This window comes from Saccharothrix australiensis (assembly GCF_003634935.1).
Lineage (GTDB): Bacteria > Actinomycetota > Actinomycetes > Mycobacteriales > Pseudonocardiaceae > Actinosynnema > Actinosynnema australiense.
Genome location: NZ_RBXO01000001.1, coordinates 3,373,284 through 3,391,994, shown reverse-complemented (window position 1 = coordinate 3,391,994; position 18,711 = coordinate 3,373,284). Strand labels below are relative to the sequence as shown.

At 75.9% G+C, this 18,711-nt stretch carries 5 protein-coding genes; all 5 read right to left on the bottom strand.

Going from position 1 to position 18,711, the window contains the following annotated elements:
- Positions 1–214: 214 nt before the first annotated feature.
- Positions 215–14,431 carry a type I polyketide synthase gene (locus C8E97_RS15360; RefSeq protein WP_121006123.1) on the bottom strand — a complete coding sequence of 4,739 codons (14,217 nt, stop codon included), beginning with the start codon at positions 14,429–14,431 and terminating at the stop codon, positions 215–217.
- 170 nt (positions 14,432–14,601) lie between these two features.
- Positions 14,602–15,705 (bottom strand): agmatinase, encoded by a 1,104-nt coding sequence (gene speB / locus C8E97_RS15355; RefSeq protein WP_121006121.1) that lies wholly within the window; start codon positions 15,703–15,705, stop codon positions 14,602–14,604.
- Between the two features lie 175 nt (positions 15,706–15,880).
- On the bottom strand, positions 15,881–17,443 hold the full coding sequence (locus C8E97_RS15350) for a PH domain-containing protein (RefSeq protein ID WP_121006119.1): 1,563 nt from the start codon (positions 17,441–17,443) through the stop codon (positions 15,881–15,883).
- Complete coding sequence (locus C8E97_RS15345; protein WP_121006117.1) at positions 17,440–17,973, bottom strand: PH domain-containing protein; 534 nt, start codon at positions 17,971–17,973, stop codon at positions 17,440–17,442. The genes C8E97_RS15350 and C8E97_RS15345 overlap by 4 nt, the downstream gene beginning before the upstream one ends.
- The gene (locus tag C8E97_RS15340) at positions 17,970–18,497 is read right to left on the bottom strand and encodes a hypothetical protein (protein WP_121011574.1); all 528 of its coding nucleotides are present in this window, start codon (positions 18,495–18,497) and stop codon (positions 17,970–17,972) included. The genes C8E97_RS15345 and C8E97_RS15340 overlap by 4 nt, the downstream gene beginning before the upstream one ends.
- Between the last annotated feature and the right edge of the window lie 214 nt (positions 18,498–18,711).

Genomic DNA, 18,711 nt, shown 5'->3' with positions numbered 1-18,711 from the left:
GGGGCGTGTTCCACCGATCGAAAGGCGTGATCGGCGGAACACGCGCCGTGAACCACCGACGCGGCCTCGCGGGACTGAGCGCGAGCGGTGGCGGACTAGGAGCGGGAGGGAGGGAAGGGAAGAGGGAGGGAAAGGGGTAAGGGTGGGAGGAGGGGTGGTGGGGGTAGGGGGTGGGGTTAGGGGGCGTGGCCGTGTCCCGCTGGTGGCGAGGGGTTTACAGGCCGAGTTCGTTCTCGATGAAGTTGAACATCTCGTCGTCGGTCGCGGTGGCCAGGTGCTCGTCGGCGGCCGGTTCGCGGTGGTCCAGGCGGCCCAGCAGCAGGCGCAGCCGCGCGCCGAGTCGGTCGGCCACGTCGGGGTCCAGCGCGGGCAGTTCCGCCTCCACCCGGTCGAGGCCGGCCAGCAGCTCCTCGGCCGAGAAGTCGGCGGCGGGCGCGAGTTCGCGGTCCAGGTGCTCGGCCAGCGCCACCGGGGACGGGTGGTCGAAGATCAGGGTCGCGGGCAGCCGCAGGCCCGTCGCGCCGGCGAGCGCGTTGCGCAGTTCCACGGCCGTCAGGGAATCCACGCCCAGCTCCAGGAAACCGCGCCGCACGTCGACCGCGCCGGGGCGGTCGTGGCCGAGGACGCGGGCGAGGTGGTCGCGCACGACGTCCAGCAGCACCCGCGCGCGGTCCTCCGCCGCCAGCCCCGCGAGGTCGAGGCCGGTGCGCGCGGCCGGGCGGGCGGTCGACCGCGCCGGCACCCGCACCACGTCGCGCAGCACGTGCGGCGGCTCCGCGCCCTGGAACGCCGACCGCGCCAGTCGGACCGGCGCCACCACCGGGTCCGCCACGCGCAGGGCCGCGTCGAACAGCGCGCGCCCCTCGTCGTGCGACAGCGGCTCGACGCCGCCCCGCCGCAACCGGTCCAGGTCGGTCCCGCTCAGGCCGGCCGCCATGCCGCCGCTGCCCCACAGGCCCCACGCCAGGGACTTCGCCGCCAGGCCGCGCGCCGCCCGGTGCCGGGCGAGGGCGTCGAGGAAGGTGTTCGCGGCGGCGTAGTTCGCCTGCCCCGGACTGCCCAGCACGCCGGACGCGGACGAGAACAGCACGAAGCCGGCCAGGTCCAGGTGCGCGGTCAGCTCGTGGAGGTGCCACGCGGCGTCCGCCTTGGGCGCGAACACCCGCTCGACCCGCTCCGGGGTCAGCGCGGTCACCACGCCGTCGTCCAGCGCGCCCGCGAGGTGCACGACCGCCGTCAGCGGGTGCTCCGCCGGCACCGCCGCGAGGACGGCGGCCAGCGCGTCCCGGTCGGTCACGTCGCAGTGCGCGAAGGTCACCCCGTCGTCGAGCGCGGTCGCCGGCGCACGCCTGCCCACCAGCAGCAGCCGGCGGCAGCCGCGCTCCAGCAGGTGCCGGGTGAACAACCCGCCCAGCGCGCCCGAAGCGCCGGTGACCAGGACCGTGCCGTCGGGGTCCCACGGCTCCGCCGGCGCGTCGGCGGTCGTCACGCGGGCGAGGCGCGGCACGTGGGCCGTCCCCCCGCGCACGGCCACCTCCGGCTCGTCGCCGACCAGCAGCAGCGGGGAGTCGTCCAGGTCGACCAGCCGCAGCCGTCCCGGATTCTCCGCGGCGGCCGTGCGGACCAGGCCCCACACCGCCGCGCCGCCCAGGTCGGGCACGTCCCCACCGTCCACCGCGACCGCGCCGCGCGTCACGACCACCAGGCACGAGTCGGCGACGTCGGCCGCCAGCCAGTCCCGCACCACCGCGAGCACCGCCGACACGCGTGCGCTCGGCGAGCCCTCACCGGCGGACTGCACCACCACGTGGCGACCCCGCGCGTCGGCGGGGTCCACGACCACGGGCGCGCCCAGGCCGAACACGTCCTCACCGAGCACCACGAAGTCGGCCGGCGCGCCGTCGGCAGGCGTCCACCGCACCCGGTACAGCGACGACACCGGCCGCGCCGAGCCGAGCTGGTCCGGCGACACGGGTCGCAGCGCCACGGACGCCACGGACGCGACCGGCGCGCCCGAGCCGTCCGCGACCTGGAGGTGGACCCCGCTCGCCCCCGCCGGCGCGATCCGCGCCCGCACGGCCGTCGCGCCCGACCGGTGCACCTCGACACCCGTCCACGCGAAGGGCAGCTGCGCGCCGCCCTCCGAGCCCGCGAACCCGCCGACCTCCAGCCCGTGCAGCACCGCGTCCAGCAGCGCCGGGTGCACGCCGAACCGGTCATCCCGCCCCTCCGCCAGCTCGGCCTCGACGAACAGCTCGCCGTCGCGCCGCCACGCGGCCCGCAGGCCCTGGAACACCGGCCCGTAGCCGAACCCTGCCTCCGCCAGCGCGGGGTACACCGCCGAGACGTCCACCGGTCGCGCGCCGGCCGGCGGCCACTGCGCCAGGTCGAACCCGGCGGCCCGGCTCTCCGGCGACAGGACCCCGGTGGCGTGGCGGGTCCACGACTCGTCGTCGCCGTGCTCCGGTCGCGAGTGCACGGAGACCGCGCGCCGCCCGTCCCCGTCCGGCGCCTCGACGGCGAGCTGCACCCGGACCGCGCCCGAGGGCGGCAGCACCAGCGGCGCGGCCAGGGCTAGTTCCTCGACGGTCGCGCACCCGACCTCGTCGGCCGCGCGGACCACCATGTCGACCAGGGCCGTGCCCGGCACCACGACGGCGTCGTGCACGACGTGGTCGGCGAGCCACGGCTGCGTCGCGGTGGACAGCCTGCCGGTGAACAGCGACTCGCCGGTCCGGGCCACCCGCGTGACCGCGCCGAGCAGCGGGTGGTCCGCCGCCGCCAGCCCGACCGCCGCCGGTGAACCGGTCGCGGTGCCGGGGGCCAGCCAGTACCGCTGCCGCTGGAAGGCGTAGGTCGGCAGCTCGACGCGCCGCCCGCCGGTGCCGGCGAGCACCACGTCGAGGTCCGCGGCGACCCCTCGGGTGAACAGCGCCGCCACGGCGGACGTGATCGTCTCCACCTCCGCCCGGTCGCGGCGCGACGCGGGCACGAAGTCCTCGTCGCCCAGAGCCGTCAGCACGCCGTCGGGGCCGATTTCGAGGAACGTCGCCACGCCTTCGTCCCGCAGCGCGGTGACGGCGTCGGCGAACCGCACCGCCTGCCGCACCTGCCCCACCCAATATTCCGGCGACCGCCACTCGTCCGTCACCGGCTTGCCCGTCACCGTCGACACCGCCGGAACCAGCAAATCGCCGTACGCCAACGACTCCGCGACCTCGCGGAACCCGGCCAGCATCGGCTCCATCAACACCGAGTGGAACGCATGACTCACCGCCAACCGCTTCGTCTTACGGCCTTGCGCCGCAAGCTTCTCCGCGACCGCCAGCACTTCCTCTTCCACACCCGACAGCACCAGCGAGGAAGGCCCGTTGACGGCCGCGACCGACACCCCGTCGGTCAGCTCCAACTCTGCTTCGGTCGCCTGCACGGCAACCATCGCGCCACCCTCGGGCAACGCACCCATCAACCGCCCGCGCGCCTTCACCAACGTGGCGGCATCATCCAACGACAACACACCCGCCACATGCGCGGCGGCCAACTCACCGATCGAATGCCCCGCAACGAAATCAGGCCGCACACCCCACGACTCGAACAACCGGAACAACGCCACCTCAACCGCGAACAACGCGGGTTGCGTGTACTCCGTCCGATCGATCAGGTCCGCGCCCAGCTCGCCCAACGGCATGTCGAACGCGGCGCACACCGCGTCGAAGGCTTCCGCGAACACCGGGAAGACGTCGTACAGCTCACGGCCCATCCCGACCCGCTGCGCACCCTGACCCGTGAACAGGAACGCCAGCCTGCCACTGACGACCTCGCCGAGCACCGTGGATGCCGTGCGCTCGCCGCGCTCCAGAGCCCGCAGTCCGTCCGACAAGCCGGAACGATCCCGCGCGACGACGACCGCCCGATGGCCGTGCGCGGTCCGCGCGGCGGCCGACAGCGCCACGTCCGCCACCGTGATGCCGGGTTCGGCGGCCAAGTGGGCGGCCAGGTTCGCGGCCTGGTCCCGCAACGCCTCCGCGCCGCGCGCCGACAGCACCACCGGCACCGCCCGCCCGGTCGCCACCGGTGCCGCCTCGACCGGCTCGACGTGCTCGATCACCACGTGCGCGTTGGTGCCGCTCATCCCGAACGACGACACCGCGGCCCGGCGCGGCCGGCCGACTTCCGGCCAAGGCCGGTTCTCCGTCAGCAGCCCCACCGCGCCCGACGACCAGTCGACGTGCGGCGACGGCTCGTCCACGTGCAGCGTCCTCGGCAGCACGCCGTGCCGCATCGCCATGACCATCTTGATCACACCGGCGACACCCGAGGCCGACTGGGTGTGCCCGATGTTGGACTTGACCGACCCGAGCCACAGCGGCTCGTCGCGGTCCTGACCGTAAGTCGCCAGCAAAGCCTGCGCCTCGATCGGGTCACCCAGCTTCGTGCCGGTCCCGTGCGCCTCCACGGCGTCCACTTCGGACGGACGCAGTCCCGCGCTGCTCAACGCCTGCCGGATCACCCGCTGCTGCGACGGACCATTCGGCGCGGTCAGGCCGTTCGACGCGCCGTCCTGGTTCACCGCCGAGCCACGCACCACCGCGAGGACCCGGTGGCCGTTGCGCCGGGCGTCCGACAGCCGCTCCACCAGCAGCACGCCCGCGCCCTCGCCCCAGTTCGTGCCGTCGGCCGCCGCCGCGAACGCCTTGCACCGGCCGTCGACCGCCAACCCGCGCTGCCGGCTGAAGTCGGTGAACGTGCCGGGCGTCGACATGACCGTCACGCCACCGGCGAGCGCCAGGTCGCACTCCCCCGACCGCAGCGCCTGCACCGCGAGGTGCAGCGCCACCAACGACGACGAGCACGCCGTGTCGACCGTCACCGCCGGGCCCTCCAGCCCGAACAGGTAGGCCAGCCGGCCGGACACCACGCTGGCGGCCGTGCCGGTCAGGAGGTGCCCCTCGACGCCGTCGGCCGCGGTGTCGGCGTTCTGGGCGTAGTCGTGGTTGTTGGTGCCCGCGAACACCCCGGTCCGACTGCCCCGCACCGTCACGGGGTCGATCCCGGCCCGCTCGAACGCCTCCCACGACGTCTCCAGCAGCAACCGCTGCTGCGGGTCCATCGCCAACGCCTCACGCGGCGAGATCCCGAAGAAACCCGCGTCGAACTCCGCCACGTCGTGCAGGAACGCGCCCGTCCGGACGTAGCTGGTGCCGGGGTGGTCGGGGTCGTCGTGGAACAGGTTCGCCAGGTCCCAGCCCCGGTCGGCGGGGAACTCGCCCACCGCGTCGCCACCGGCCACGACCAGCCGCCACAGGTCGTCCGGCGAGGACACCCCGCCGGGGTAGCGGCACGCCATGCCGACGATCGCGACCGGCTCGTCCGCGCGCCACTCGGCGGCCACCTCCGAGACCTCGTCGGCCGTGCCGAGCACGAGGTCGTGCAGGTGATCGGCCAGCGCGGCCACGGTCGGGTGGTCGAACACCAGCGTCGCGGGCAGCGCCACCCCGGCCGCCTCGGCGAGCCTGCCGCGCAGCTCCAGCGCGGTCAGCGAGTCGAAGCCCAGGTCGCGGAACGCCCGCCCGTCCTCGACCGCGTCGGTGGCCGCGAAGCCGAGGACCGCGGCGGCCTCCGCGCGGACCAGCTCGGTCAGCACCCGGTCCCGTTCGGGTCGGGGCAGCGGGGCGAGCCGGGCCGCCAGCCCGCCACCGGGAGCCGCGCCGGCGGCGGTCGACGTGATCGCGGCGCGCACGGGCGCCAGGCGGGACAGCAGGGGGCTGGGCCGGACCGCCGTGAACAGCGGCGCGAACCGCGCCCAGTCCACGTCGGCGACGGTCACGGTGGTCTCGCCGGCGGCGACGGCGCCGCTGAACGCGGCGAGCGCGGCGGCCGGGTCGAGCGCGACGAGGCCCTGGCGGCGCAGGCGCGCGGCGACGGCGGGATCGGCGGCCATGCCGACCTCGCCCCAGGGTCCCCAGGCGATCGCGGTGGCGGCCAGCCCCAGGCCGCGGCGGTGCTCGGCCAGCGCGTCGAGGAAGGCGTTGCCCGCCGAGTAGGCCGCCTGCCCGCCGCTGCCCCACACGCCGGAGATGGACGAGAACAGCACGAAGGCGTCCAGCGGCCGGTCGCCCAGCACGTCGTGCAGGTGCCGCGCGCCCGCGACCTTGGCCGTGACGACGGCGGTGAAGCCGGCCGGGGTCAGGTCGGCGAGGTCGGCGTCGTCCGCGACGCCGGCCGCGTGGACGACGGCGGTGACCGGTGCGCCCTCCCGGTCGAGGCGGGCCACGAGCGCGGCCACCGCGGCGCGGTCGGCGACGTCGCACGCCTCCACCCGGACGCGGTCGCCCAGCTCGGCCACCAGTTCCGCCGCACCGGGCGCGTCCGGTCCGCGCCTGCCGACGAGGACCAGCCGCGCGCCGCCGGCGGCGAGGTGCCGGGCGACGGCCGCGCCCAGCGCGCCCGTGCCGCCGGTGACCAGGACGGTGCCGCCCGGCCGCCACTCGCCCGTGCCCAGCGCGGCCGGCTCGACCCGGCGGCCGAACAGCCCGGACGCCCGCACGGCCACCTGGTCCTCCTCGCCCAGCAGCGCGGGCACGAGCCACCGCGCCACGGCGTCCCCACCGTCCGCGGGCAGGTCGACCAGGCCGCCCCACCGGTCGGGGTGCTCCAGGGCGGCCACGCGGCCGAGCCCCCACACCAGGGCCTGCTCGGGCGCGACCACCCGGTCGCCCGCGCCGACCGCGCCGCGCGTCGCGCACCACAGCGGCGCGTCGATCCCCAGGTCGCCCAACGCCTGGAGCAGCGCGATCGTGGCGGTCGCCGACGTGAGCAGGGACAGCACGCCGTCCGGCCGCACGTCGCCGATCGACGCGGCCAGCGCCGCCCGGTCGGCGTCGGCGGGTGCGGTGACGAGCACGGGCTCCGCGCCACCGGCGCGCAGCGCCGCCACCACGGCGTCGACGGGCTCGCCCTCCGGGGCGACGACGAGCCGGCGACCGGTGAGCCGCCCGGACCCGCCGGCGACCGGGTGCCACGTCGTGCGGTAGCCGAGGGAGCCCGCCGGCCGCTCCGCCACGTCGGCGATCCAGTACCGCTCGCGGTCGAACGCGTAGGTCGGCACGTCGATCCGGCGGGCGTCCCGGTCCGCGAAGAAGCCCGCCCAGTCCAGGGTGACGCCGCGCACGTGCAGCCGGCCGAGCGCGTCGACCGCGGTGGCGGCCTCGTCCCGGTCCGACCGCAGCACGGGCACGAACACCGCCGAGTCGTCGAGCGCCGCGCGGCCGAGGCCGGACAGCACGCCGTCGGGGCCCAGTTCCAGGAAGGTGCGCACGCCTTGCGCGTGCAGGGCCGTCACGGCGTCGGAGAACCGCACGGCGTCCCGGACCTGGCGCACCCAGTAGTCGGGCGACCGCCACGCCGCCGCGCCGCCGCCGTCCACGGTGGACACGGCGGCCAGCGTCGGCTCGGCGTAGTCGACCTGCTCGGCGACCTCGCGGAACGCCGCCAGCATCGGTTCCACCAGCGCCGAGTGGAAGGCGTGGCTCACGGTGAGCCGCTTGGTCCTCCGCCCGCGCGCCGCCCAGCCCGCGGCGACGGCGAGCACCGCGTCCTCGGCACCGGAGAGCACGACGGACTCCGGCCCGTTGACGGCCGCGATCGACACGCCCTCCGCGGGCTCGACCTCGTCCTCGCGCGCCTGCACGGCCACCATCGCCCCGCCGGGCGGCAGTTCCTGCATCAGGCGTCCGCGCGCGGCGACCAGGCGGGCCGCGTCCGGCAAGGAGAGCACACCCGCCACGTGCGCGGCGGCCAGCTCGCCGATCGAGTGGCCCGCGACGAAGTCCGGCCTGATCCCCCACGACTCGACCAGCCGGAACAGCGCCACCTCCACCGCGAACAGCGCGGGCTGCGCGTAGCCGGTGCGGTCCAGCAGGTCCCCGCCGTCGAACACGACGTCCCGCAGCGGGCGGTCCAGGTGGGGGTCGACGGCGGCGCACACGCGGTCGAAGGCGTCGGCGTAGGCCGGGAAGGCGTCGTGCAGGCCGCGCCCCATGCCGACGCGCTGCGCGCCCTGACCGGTGAACAGCAGCGCCAGCCTGCCCGCGGCGGGCCGGCCGGTGACCGACCCCGCCGCCGAGCCGCCGCCGAGCGCGGCCAGGGCGTCGGCCGCGCGGTCCGGGTCGGCGGCGACCACGACCGCGCGGTGGTCGAGCGCGGCGCGACCGGTGGCCAGCGAGTAGGCGGTGTCGACGAGGTCCGCACCGCCGTCGAGGTGCGCGCGCACCCGGTCCGCCTGCGCGCGCAGCGCGGCCGGGGTGCGGGCCGAGAGCGGCAGCGGCACGGGGGTGGCCGGGCGCGGAGGAGCCGGTTCGGCGTCGGGCTGCCCGGCGGGTGGCTCCTCGATGACGACGTGCGCGTTGGTGCCGCTGAACCCGAACGACGAGACCGCCGCCCGCCGGGGCCGCTCCCCCGGTCGCCAGTCCCGGTGCCCGGTGAGCGGTTCCACCGCGCCGGCGGACCAGTCCACGTGCGGCGACGGCTCGTCCACGTGCAGGGTCCTCGGCAGCAGGCCGTGGCGCAGCGCCAGGACCACCTTGATCACGCCCGCCACGCCGGCGGCGGCCTGGGTGTGGCCGATGTTGGACTTGACGGAGCCGAGCCACAGCGGCGTCGACCGGTCCTGCCCGTAGGTCGCCAGCAGCGCCTGAGCCTCGATCGGGTCGCCCAGCTTCGTGCCCGTGCCGTGCGCCTCCACGAAGTCCACATCGGACGGTTCGAGGCGGGCGTTCGCCAGGGCCTGGCGGATCACCCGCTGCTGCGAAGGGCCGTTCGGCGCGGTCAGCCCGTTCGACGCGCCGTCCTGGTTCACCGCCGAGCCGCGCACCACCGCCAGCACGCGGTGACCGTTGCGGCGAGCGTCCGACAACCGCTCGACGAGCAGCATGCCGACGCCCTCGCCCCACCCGGTGCCGTCGGCGGCGGCGGCGAACGCCTTGCACCGACCGTCCCTGGCCAGCCCCCGCTGGCGGCTGAAGTCCACGAACGCCTCGGGCGTGGACATCACCGTCACGCCGCCCGCCAGGGCCAGGTCGCACTCCCCGTTGCGCAGCGCCTGCACCGCCAGGTGCAGCGCCACGAGCGAGGACGAGCACGCGGTGTCCACCGACAGCGCCGGGCCTTCGAGCCCGAACGCGTAGGCGAGCCGGCCGGAGACCACGCTGGCGGCGGTCCCGGTGCCGATGTGCGCCTCCAGGTCCGCCGGGACGGCGATGCCCGTGCCGTAGTCCTGGCCGTTGGTGCCCGCGAACACGCCGGTCCGGCTGCCCCGCAGGGACAGCGGGTCGATGCCCGCCCGCTCGAACGCCTCCCAGGTCGTTTCGAGCAGCAGCCGCTGCTGCGGGTCCATCGCCAGCGCCTCGCGCGGCGCGATGCCGAACAGCACCGGGTCGAAGCCCGCCACGTCCCGCAGGAACGCGCCCCGGTCGGTGTAGCTGGTGCCGGGGTGGTCGGGGTCGTCGTGGAACAGCGACGCCAGGTCCCAGCCCCGGTCGGTCGGGAAGTCGCCCACGGCGTCCACGCCGTCGACCAGCAGCCGCCACAGCTCCTCCGGCGAGGTCGCCCCGCCGGGGAAGCGGCACGCCATCGACACGATCGCGATCGGCTCGTCGTGCGCGGCGGCCACCACCGCGGCGGGCGTCGGCGCCCCCGCGCCGGCGAGCCCGGCCAGCAGGTGGTCCACCAGGGCGCGCGGGGTGGGGTGGTCGAACACGGCGGTGGCGGGCAGCGGCAGACCGGTCTCCTCGACCAGCCTGCCGCGCAGCTCCAGCGCGGTCAGCGAGTCGAAGCCGAAGTCCCGGAACGCCCGGTCCGGGTCGAGGACCGCCGGGTCGACCCCGCCCAGGACGACGGCGGCGTGCGCGCGCACCAGGTCCAGCACCGCCGCGTGCCGGTCGGCGGGCGACAACCCGGCGAACCGGTCGGCCGACGGCGGGCGCGCGGGCTCGGCGTCGGGCGTCGCGACCAGCTCGCGCAGCAGCGGGCTGGGGCGAACCGAGGTGAACACGGGCCCGAACACGGCCCAGTCGACGTCGGCGACGGTGACGGTGGCCCCGCCCTCGGCGACCGCGACGCCGAGCGCGGTCAGCGCCTTCGCGGGCGGCATCGCGCGCAGGCCCCGGCGGCGCAGGTGGGTCGCGACGTCCTCGTCCGCCGCCATGCCCGCGTCGGCCCAGGGGCCCCAGGCCACGGCGGTGGCGGCGAGGCCCCTGGCCCGGCGGTGCTCCGCCAGCGCGTCCAGGTAGGCGTTGGCGGCCGAGTACGCGGCCTCGCCGCCGCTGCCCCAGACGCCCGCGATCGAGGAGAACAGCACGAACGCGTCCAGCGGCCGGTCGCCCAGCAGCTCGTGCAGGTGGGCCGCGCCGGACACCTTGCCCGCCACGACGGCGGCGAAGCCCTCGGCGGACAGGTCCGCGACCGCACCGTTCACCGCCACCCCGGCCGCGTGGACCACCGCGTCCAGGGCGACGCCGGCGGCGTCGAGGCGGTCCAGCAGCGCCGCGACCGCGTCCCGGTCGGCGACGTCGCAGCGCTCGACGGTGACGCGGACGCCGAGGGCGTGGAGGTCGTCGAGGTCGTCGGCGACGCCTCGGCGGGACACCAGCACGAGGTGGTCCGCGCCCGCGCCGGCCGCCCACCGCGCCACCGCGCGGCCCAGTGCGCCGGTGCCGCCGGTGACCAGGACGGTGCCGCGCGGCGCCCAGCCGCGACCGCCGGTGGCGGGCGCGGGCACGACCCGCCGCGCGAACAGGCCCGCCGGGCGCACCGCCAGCTGGTCCTCGCCGGTCGCGCCGGACAGCGCGGCGGCGACGAGCCGTCCGGTCCGCTCGTCCGGCTCGGCGGGCACGTCCAGCAGGCCGCCCCAGCGCTCGGGGTGCTCCAGGCCGACCACCCGGCCCAGGCCCCAGACCAGGGCCAGGTCGGGCGCGGGCACCACGTCGTCGGCGGTGGCGGCCACCGCGCCGCTGGTGACGCACCACAGCGGGGCGGTGATCCCCGCTTCGCCCAGCGCGCGCACCAGGGCGGCGGTGTCGGCGGCGTCGGTCAGCAGCGAGACGACGCCGTCGACGGTCCGGGCGGGCAGCTCGTGCGGCCGGGTCGGCACGCAGGTCGCGCCGTGCCGGGTCAGCACCGGGGAGATCCGGTCCTCGCCGCCGTCCGGCACGACCACCAGCCAGGTGCCGAGCGGGCGGGTGGCCGCCGGCACCGGGACCCACCGGGTCCGGTAGCGCCACCCCGACACCTCGGCCAGCTCCCGCCGCCTGCCCCGGTAGGCCGCCAGCGCGGGCACGACCGCGCCCAGGGCGTCCCGGTCGGCCACGTCCAGGGCGTCGGCGAGCGCGGGCACGTCGCCGCGGTCGACCGCGGCCCAGAACCCGGCGTCCTCGGTGCCCGCGCCGGCCGCCGGACGCGCGCCCATCCAGAAGAAGTCCCGCTGGAACGGGTAGGTCGGCAGGTCCACCCGCCCGACGCCGGGCCCGAAGAACCGCCGCCAGTCGACGTGCCCGCCGCGCACGTGCAGCCGCGCGACGGCGTCGACCAGGGTGGGCTCCTCGGCGCGGTCGCGGCGCAGCGCGGACACGGCCAGCACGTCGCGGTCGGCCAGGCACTCGCGCACCATCGCCGACAGCACGCCGTCCGGGCCGAGTTCGAGGAAGTTCGTCACGCCGTCGGCGGCCAGGGCGGCGACGCCGTCGGCGAACCGCACGGCCTCGCGCGCGTGCCGTACCCAGTAGTCCGGCGAGCGCAGCTCGTCGGCGTCGGCGTACCGCCCGGTCACGTTGGACACCACCGGGATGCGCGGCGGCGAGTAGGTCAGCACGCCGCACACCTCGGACAGCTCGGCCAGCACGTCGTCCAGGTGCGACGAGTGGAACGCGTGGCTGACCCGCAGCCGCTTGACCGCACGGCCCCGCGCGGCGAGCGCGTCGGTCAGGGCCGCCACGGCGTCCTCGTCACCGGAGACGACGACGGAGGCCGGGCCGTTGACGGCGGCGATGGAGACGCCGTCGCGCAGCAGCGGCCGGACCTCGTCCTCCGCCGCCCGCACGGACGCCATCGCGCCACCGGACCGGGCCGCCTGCATCAGCCGCCCGCGCGCGACCACCAGGGCCGCCGCGTCCGGCAGGTCCAGCACCCCGGACACGTGCGCGGCGACCAGTTCGCCGACGGAGTGGCCGGCCACCGCGTCCGGGCGCACGCCCCAGTGCTCCAGCAGGCGGAACAGGGCGACCTCGACGGCGAACAGCGCGGGCTGGGTGTACTCGGTCCGCGCCAGCGCCTCGTCGGGGCCCGCCAGGACGAGGTCCCGGATCGAGCGGTCGAGGTGGACGTCGAGGTGGGCGCAGGCGCGGTCGAAAGCCTCGGCGTACACCGGGAAGCGCTCGTGCAGCTCGCGGCCCATGCCGGCGCGCTGCGCGCCCTGGCCCGTGAAGAGGAACGCCACGCCGCCCTCGCGGGCGGTGCCGGTGACCACCGCCGCGTCCGGTGTGCCGTCGGCGACGGCGCGCAAGCCCCGCGCCAGGGTGTCGCGGTCGGCCGCGACGACCGCGGCGCGGTGGGTGAGGGCGGAGCGGGTCGTCGCGAGCGAGAACGCCGTGTCGGCGGGCGGGTGCGGCACGGCGAGCAGTTGCGCCGCCTGCGCGCGCAGCGCTTCCGCGGTGCGCGCGGACAGCAGGAACGGCAGGGCGCCGCCGGCGCGGTGCTCGCGTGGCGGCGGGTCCTCGTGCGGCGCCTGCTCCAGCACGACGTGCGCGTTGGTGCCGCTGAAGCCGAACGACGAGACGCCCGCGCGGCGCGGGCGGTCCGACTCGGGCGCGGGCCACGGCGTCGGCTCGGTGAGCAGCCGGACCGCGCCGGCCGACCAGTCGACGTGCGGGGTGGGCGTGTCGACGTTCAGCGTGGCGGGGAGGGTGCCCTCGCGCAGGGCGAGGACCATCTTGATGACGCCGGCGACACCGGCGGCGGCCTGCGCGTGCCCGATGTTGCCCTTCGCGGAGCCGATCCACAGCGGGCGGTCGGCGGCGCGGTCGGTCCCGTAGGCCGCGATCAGGGCGTCCGCCTCCACGGGGTCGCCGAGTCGGGTGCCGGTGCCGTGCGCCTCCACCACGTCCACTTCGGACGGTCGGAGGCCGGCGTCGGCGAGGGCGTCCGCGATGACGCGGCGCTGGGCACGCCCGTTCGGCGCGGTGAGGCCGTTGGACGCGCCGTCCTGGTTGACCGCCGACCCGCGCACCACCGCCAGCACGGTGTGGCCGGCGCGCAGGGCGTCGGAGCGGCGGGCCAGCAGCACCAGGCCGACGCCCTCGCCCCAGGCCGTCCCGTCCGCCGCCGCCGCGAACGGCTTGCAGCGCCCGTCCGGGGCCAGGCCGCGCTGGCGGCTGAACGCGAGGAACCCGCCGGGGCCGCCCATGACGGCCACCCCGCCCGCGAGCGCGAGGTCGCACTCGCCCGCGCGCAGCGACCGCGCGGCGAGGTGCAGCGCCACCAGGGAGGAGGAGCACGCGGTGTCGACCGTGACCGCCGGGCCCTCGAACCCGAAGGCGTAGGCGACGCGGCCGGAGCCGACGCTGCCCGCCGTGCCGGTGACGAGGAAGCCCTCCGCGCCGTCCGGCGCGTCCCGCAGGCCGGGGCCGTACTCGTGGTTCTCCGCGCCGACCCACACGCCGGTGCGGCTGCCGCGCAGGCCGAGGACGTCGATACCGGCCCGCTCGAAGGCTTCCCACGACGTCTCCAGCAGCAGGCGCTGCTGCGGGTCCATCGCCGCGGCCTCGCGGGGGCTGATGCCGAAGAACGCGGCGTCGAAGCGGCCCGCGTCGGGCAGGAAGCCGCCGGACCGGACGTAGGTGCGGCCCGGCTCGTCGGGGTCGGGGTGGAACAGCGCCTCGGGTTCCCAGCCGCGGTCGGTCGGGAAGGGCGTGATCGCGTCCCGGCCCTCGGTGAGCAGCCGCCAGAACCGCTCGGGCGAGTCGGCACCGGGGAAGCGGCACGCCATGCCGACGATGACGATCGGGTCGTCCTCCTCGGCGGTCCGCCGGGCGGGCGGCGCGGTGGTGTCGCCCCCGGAGCCGAACAGCTCGGTGTGGAGGTGGCGGGCCAGGGCGCGCGGCGTGGGGTGGTCGAACACCACGCTGAGCGCGAGCGGCACGCCGGTGGCCTCGACCAGGGACCTGTGCAGCTCCACCACCGACAGGGAGGTGAAACCCGCGTCGAAGAAGCCGCGGTCCGGGTTGTCGGCCGAGTCCACTTCGGACTGACCTCCCTGGCGCAGGGCCGCCGCGGCGTGGTCGCGGACCAGGCGGAGCAGGAGTCGTTCCCGCTCCGGTGCCGGCGCCTGCGCCAGCCGGTCGGAGAGGGGTGCGCGCGTGCTGCCGGGTCCGCTGGTCATGGTGCTCCGCAATCGCGTCGGGAAGCCGCAAAACGGCAGGGCTCGGGGACGGCGGCGGTCCGCCGGTCGCCCGGATGCTAGCCGCGCCGGGCACCCCGAACCCGCCCCTAGGGACCCCTAGTGTTGTTGTGGACCAAGGAAAACCGGGTGACCCGCGACGGGTGCGCCGGTCAGGCGAGGGGGAAGCGGATCTCGCCGGACGCCACCGGGTGGAGGTAGTTCGTCGTCGTGATGCCCATCTTGCGCATCGCCATGCCGGTCAAGCCCTCGAAGATGGCGCGGCGCGCGTTGAGCGCCGTCGAGTAGCCGGGGTCCAGGTGGGGCGCGACCTCCACCACGTCCATGCCGATCACGTGGGTCTCGTGGCAGATCCGGCGGAACGCGGGCAGCAGCTCGCGGTTGGTCAGGCCGCCCGGTTCCGGGGTGCCGGTGCCCGGCGCGAACGCCGGGTCCAGGACGTCGATGTCCACCGAGAGGTAGACGAAGTCGGCGTTCTCCCGCGCCTCGGCGATGACCTTGTCCAGGACGGCGTGGAAGCCCACGCGCTCGATCTCCGCCATGAAGTGCGCCCGGATGCCCTTCTTGCGCATCCAGTTGAACAGCTGGTTGTCCGGCGCCGCCGGGGTGCGGATGCCGACCTGGACGACGTTCTGGGGCCGGATGCCCTCGTCCTCGATCAGCCGCCAGATCGGGGTCGCGTGGGTGGCCTTGTGGCCGTAGATCTCGTCGTGGCAGTCCGGGTGGGCGTCGAAGTGGACGACGGCGATCCGGTCCGCGCCGTGGACCTGCGCGAGCGACCGCACGGATGGCCACAGGACGGAGTGGTCGCCGCCCAGCAGCACCGGCACCGCGCCGGCGTCGGCGATCTCCCGGACGAGGAGCGCCACCTGGTCCAGGGACCGCTCCACGCTGAACATGTCGACGGCGGCGTCGCCGTAGTCGACGACGGTCAGCTCGCTCAACGGCTTCACGCGGGTGCTGGCGTTGGTCCACTCGGTGTTGTTGTGGAACAGGTACCGCTCGTCGCCGCGGATGGCGCGCGGGCCGAACGCCGCGCCCCGGTGGCCGGTCGAGCTGTCCACGGGTGCGCCGAGGACCGCGACGTCGACGTTGCCCGCCCTCAGGTCCTCCGGGGTCAGGCACACCGGCAGGCCCAGGAACGTGGCGATGCCGGAGTAGGCGGGCTGGCCCGCGTAGCGCTGGAGGTTGATGGGGCCCGGCTCCCGGTTCGGGAACGCGGAGCGGTCGACGGGGAACGGCCAGCCATCGTTCATACCGCCCAGTTATCAACGGCGACCCCGCCGGGCCCAACCCCTAACCCACCCCTATGGCGGACGGGGCGGTGTCGCCCCGGTCACGGCGAACGGGCGTCGTCGCGACCGGGGGCGGAAAAGGTCTCGCCCGGTGCCGACGGGGGGAGGTCGACACCGGGCGATCGGGAGGAGCTGCTCAGGACCGCGCGGTCTGGGGGGTGTGACGCGCGGTCGCGGCCCGGTCCGACCGGACCCGCTCCCCTCGTTCTTCCAGGAACGGCGCCAGCAGGCCCGGCACCGCCCGTTCGGCGAACTCCAGCCCGTCGGCGACCGCCACGTCCCGCACCCGGTAGGCGTTGCGGCCGGCGGCCACGGCCGCGGTCAGGGTGACCAGGCCGGACCAGCGCTGGAACGGGGACTGCGAGACCTCCCAGGCGACGACGCCGTCGCGGCGCAGCGCCACCGCGCGGCGGGCGAAGGTGCCCGACCGCACGACGAGGAAGTCACCGGACAAGCCGTGCCCCAGGTTGCGGTACGCGTCGAACGCCAGCCAGACGCCCGCGAGCAGGCACACCAGGCCGGCGATCCACGCCGTCCGCACCAGGACCGGCGTCAGCCACAGGCCCAACGCCCACACCACCGCGACCGGCGGCAGCACGAGCTGGAGCACCCGGAACAGCCGTCGCCGCAGCGCCACCCGCGGGTGCGCGCGCCAGTGGACGTCGCGCTGCGGCGAGTCCGGCAGCCCCAGCACCTCGGCCACCACGTGGTGCGCGAGGCCGATCGGCGCGGGCGGCAGCAGGGCGGACTTGGGCGACGTCGAGCGGTCCTCGTGCGTGCCCAGCCCGGTGGCGATCGCGTTGGTGCGCGCCGCGCCGACCATGCGCAGCGCGAGCGGCTCGGTGATCTGCGCGCCGCGCACCCTGGACCGGTCGACGGTCAGCGACCGCGTGGTGAGCAGGCCGCGCTGCACCCGGAACGACGCCTCGTCCTCCCGCGACAGCCGGAAGTTCCACCACGACTCCACGAACAGCGCGGTGGAGCCGAGCGCGCCCAGGCCGACCACGATGGCGACCAGCAGCGGGACCGCCGCCCACGGCGACATGTCCGCGAAGAAGTAGTAGACGCCCTTGACGAAGCCCAGCTCGTACGGCTTGAGCCCGAACGACTCCAGCAGCCGGTACAGGCCGCCCAGCGCCACGCCGACGCCGGCGATGGACCAGATGGTCAGCGGGCCGTACTTGAGCCACGCCCAGTCCATCCGCGCCAGCGTCGCCTCGTCGCCGTGCGCGTCCGGCGCGCGCCGGAGCAGGCGGGTGCGCAGCTCGTCGGCCTGGGCGCGGGTCACCCCGTCCAGGGCCAGGCGGCGGGCGCTGTCGGACGAGTCGACCTGCTCGCCGGTGCCGATCACCACGGTGGCCAGGCCGAACAGCCGGTGCACCGGGTTCGCGGTCACGTCCACGCTGCGGATGCGCTCGACGGACGTGGCGCGCTTGCGGCGGAACACCAGCCCGGAGTGGATCTCCACCGCCGTGTCGGTGATCCGGTAGCGGGTGCTGATCCAGCGCAGCACCATGATGGACGCCATCACCAGGAACGCGGCCAGGAAACCGGCCAGCGTGATCGCCGCCGACACCGACAGCCCGCCCGCGAGCACCGCCGACACCGCCGTGGTCGCCAGCGGGCCGAGGAACCAGCTCGCGCCGACGATGACCAACCGGGGGTGCAGCCGCTCCCAACCCTCGGTGGACGCGCTCACGTCGCGTCACCCCGGTGCCGCTGCGCGGCCTTCGCCAGCTCCTCCACCAGCTGCTCGGCCAGCTCGTGGTCCAGGCCCTTGATCTTCACCGCGCCCGCGGTGGACGCGGTGGTCAGCGTGATGCCGGTCAGCCCGAACAGCTGCTGCACGGGGCCGCGCAGGGTGTCCACGGTCTGCACCCTGGACAGCGGCGCGACCCGCCACTTCTGCCACAGCCAGCCGCTGAGCGTGTAGACCGCGTCCTCGGTGACCTCCCAGCGGTGCACCCGGTACCGCCACGTCGGCATCACCAGCACGTACGCCAGGCCGACGACGGCGGCGACCGCCGTGGCCGGGCCGAAGATGAACCGCGTCGGCGGGATCACCAGCGTCAGCACCCCGAACACGATCACCGGCGGCAGCGCCCAGATCAGCGCGTTGACGGTCCACCACCCGACGGCCCTGCGCTCCAACCGGTGGCGGGGCGGGCGCAGCCGCGTCGCACCCCGTCCTGCCACGGCAACCTGGTCCACGGTGTCCACTCCGCTCATCCCCTGACCTCTGCGGGCTCCGCCGCGGCCTTGAGGCGGCGGCTGCGCACCAGGATGACACTGGTCCGCGCGAGCACCATCGCCAGCGCCATCAACACGAAGGCGTTGGAGAACACGTCCGGCCCGCTGATCCGGTACTCGATGCAGAACTCGATGATCTTGTCGGTGAACCAGTTCTCGGTGCCGTAGACGAACACGACCCGCGCCGCGGAGATCACCAGCCACAGCAGCGCGTACAGCGCGCCGCCGCGGGTGAAGACGGTCCCGGAGGGTTCCCGCTCGGCGGGCAGCAGCGCGCCCGCGATCAGCCCGCAGATCACACCGACGCCGATGCCGACCAGCTGGAGCGACGGGTCGTTGCCGTCCAGCGGGAAGGAGCGCACGAAGATGGCGATGACGATGCCGACCGCGATCAGGGGTCGCACCAGCCGCATCGTGGTGACCTTGCGCCGGCCCAGGTCGCTGGCCAGGATGACCACCAGGATGGTGCCGCTGACCACGACCGTTGTCCAGAATGGGCTCATGGTTTCCGCCTTCACGCTTCCTTCTGCACGCCGTCGGTGACTCTCGTCGACCACGCTAGGACCGGGGGCGCCCCGCGCACGACGACCGGGCGGTTGACCCGGCTGTCAGTCGGCCGGTGGACACCGGACCTCGACGGGGGCGGTACTTTCGGTGGTGGAACGGACACGGTCCGTCGCCGCGTCCGGGCGGAAAGAGGGCGGTGACCGTCTCCGC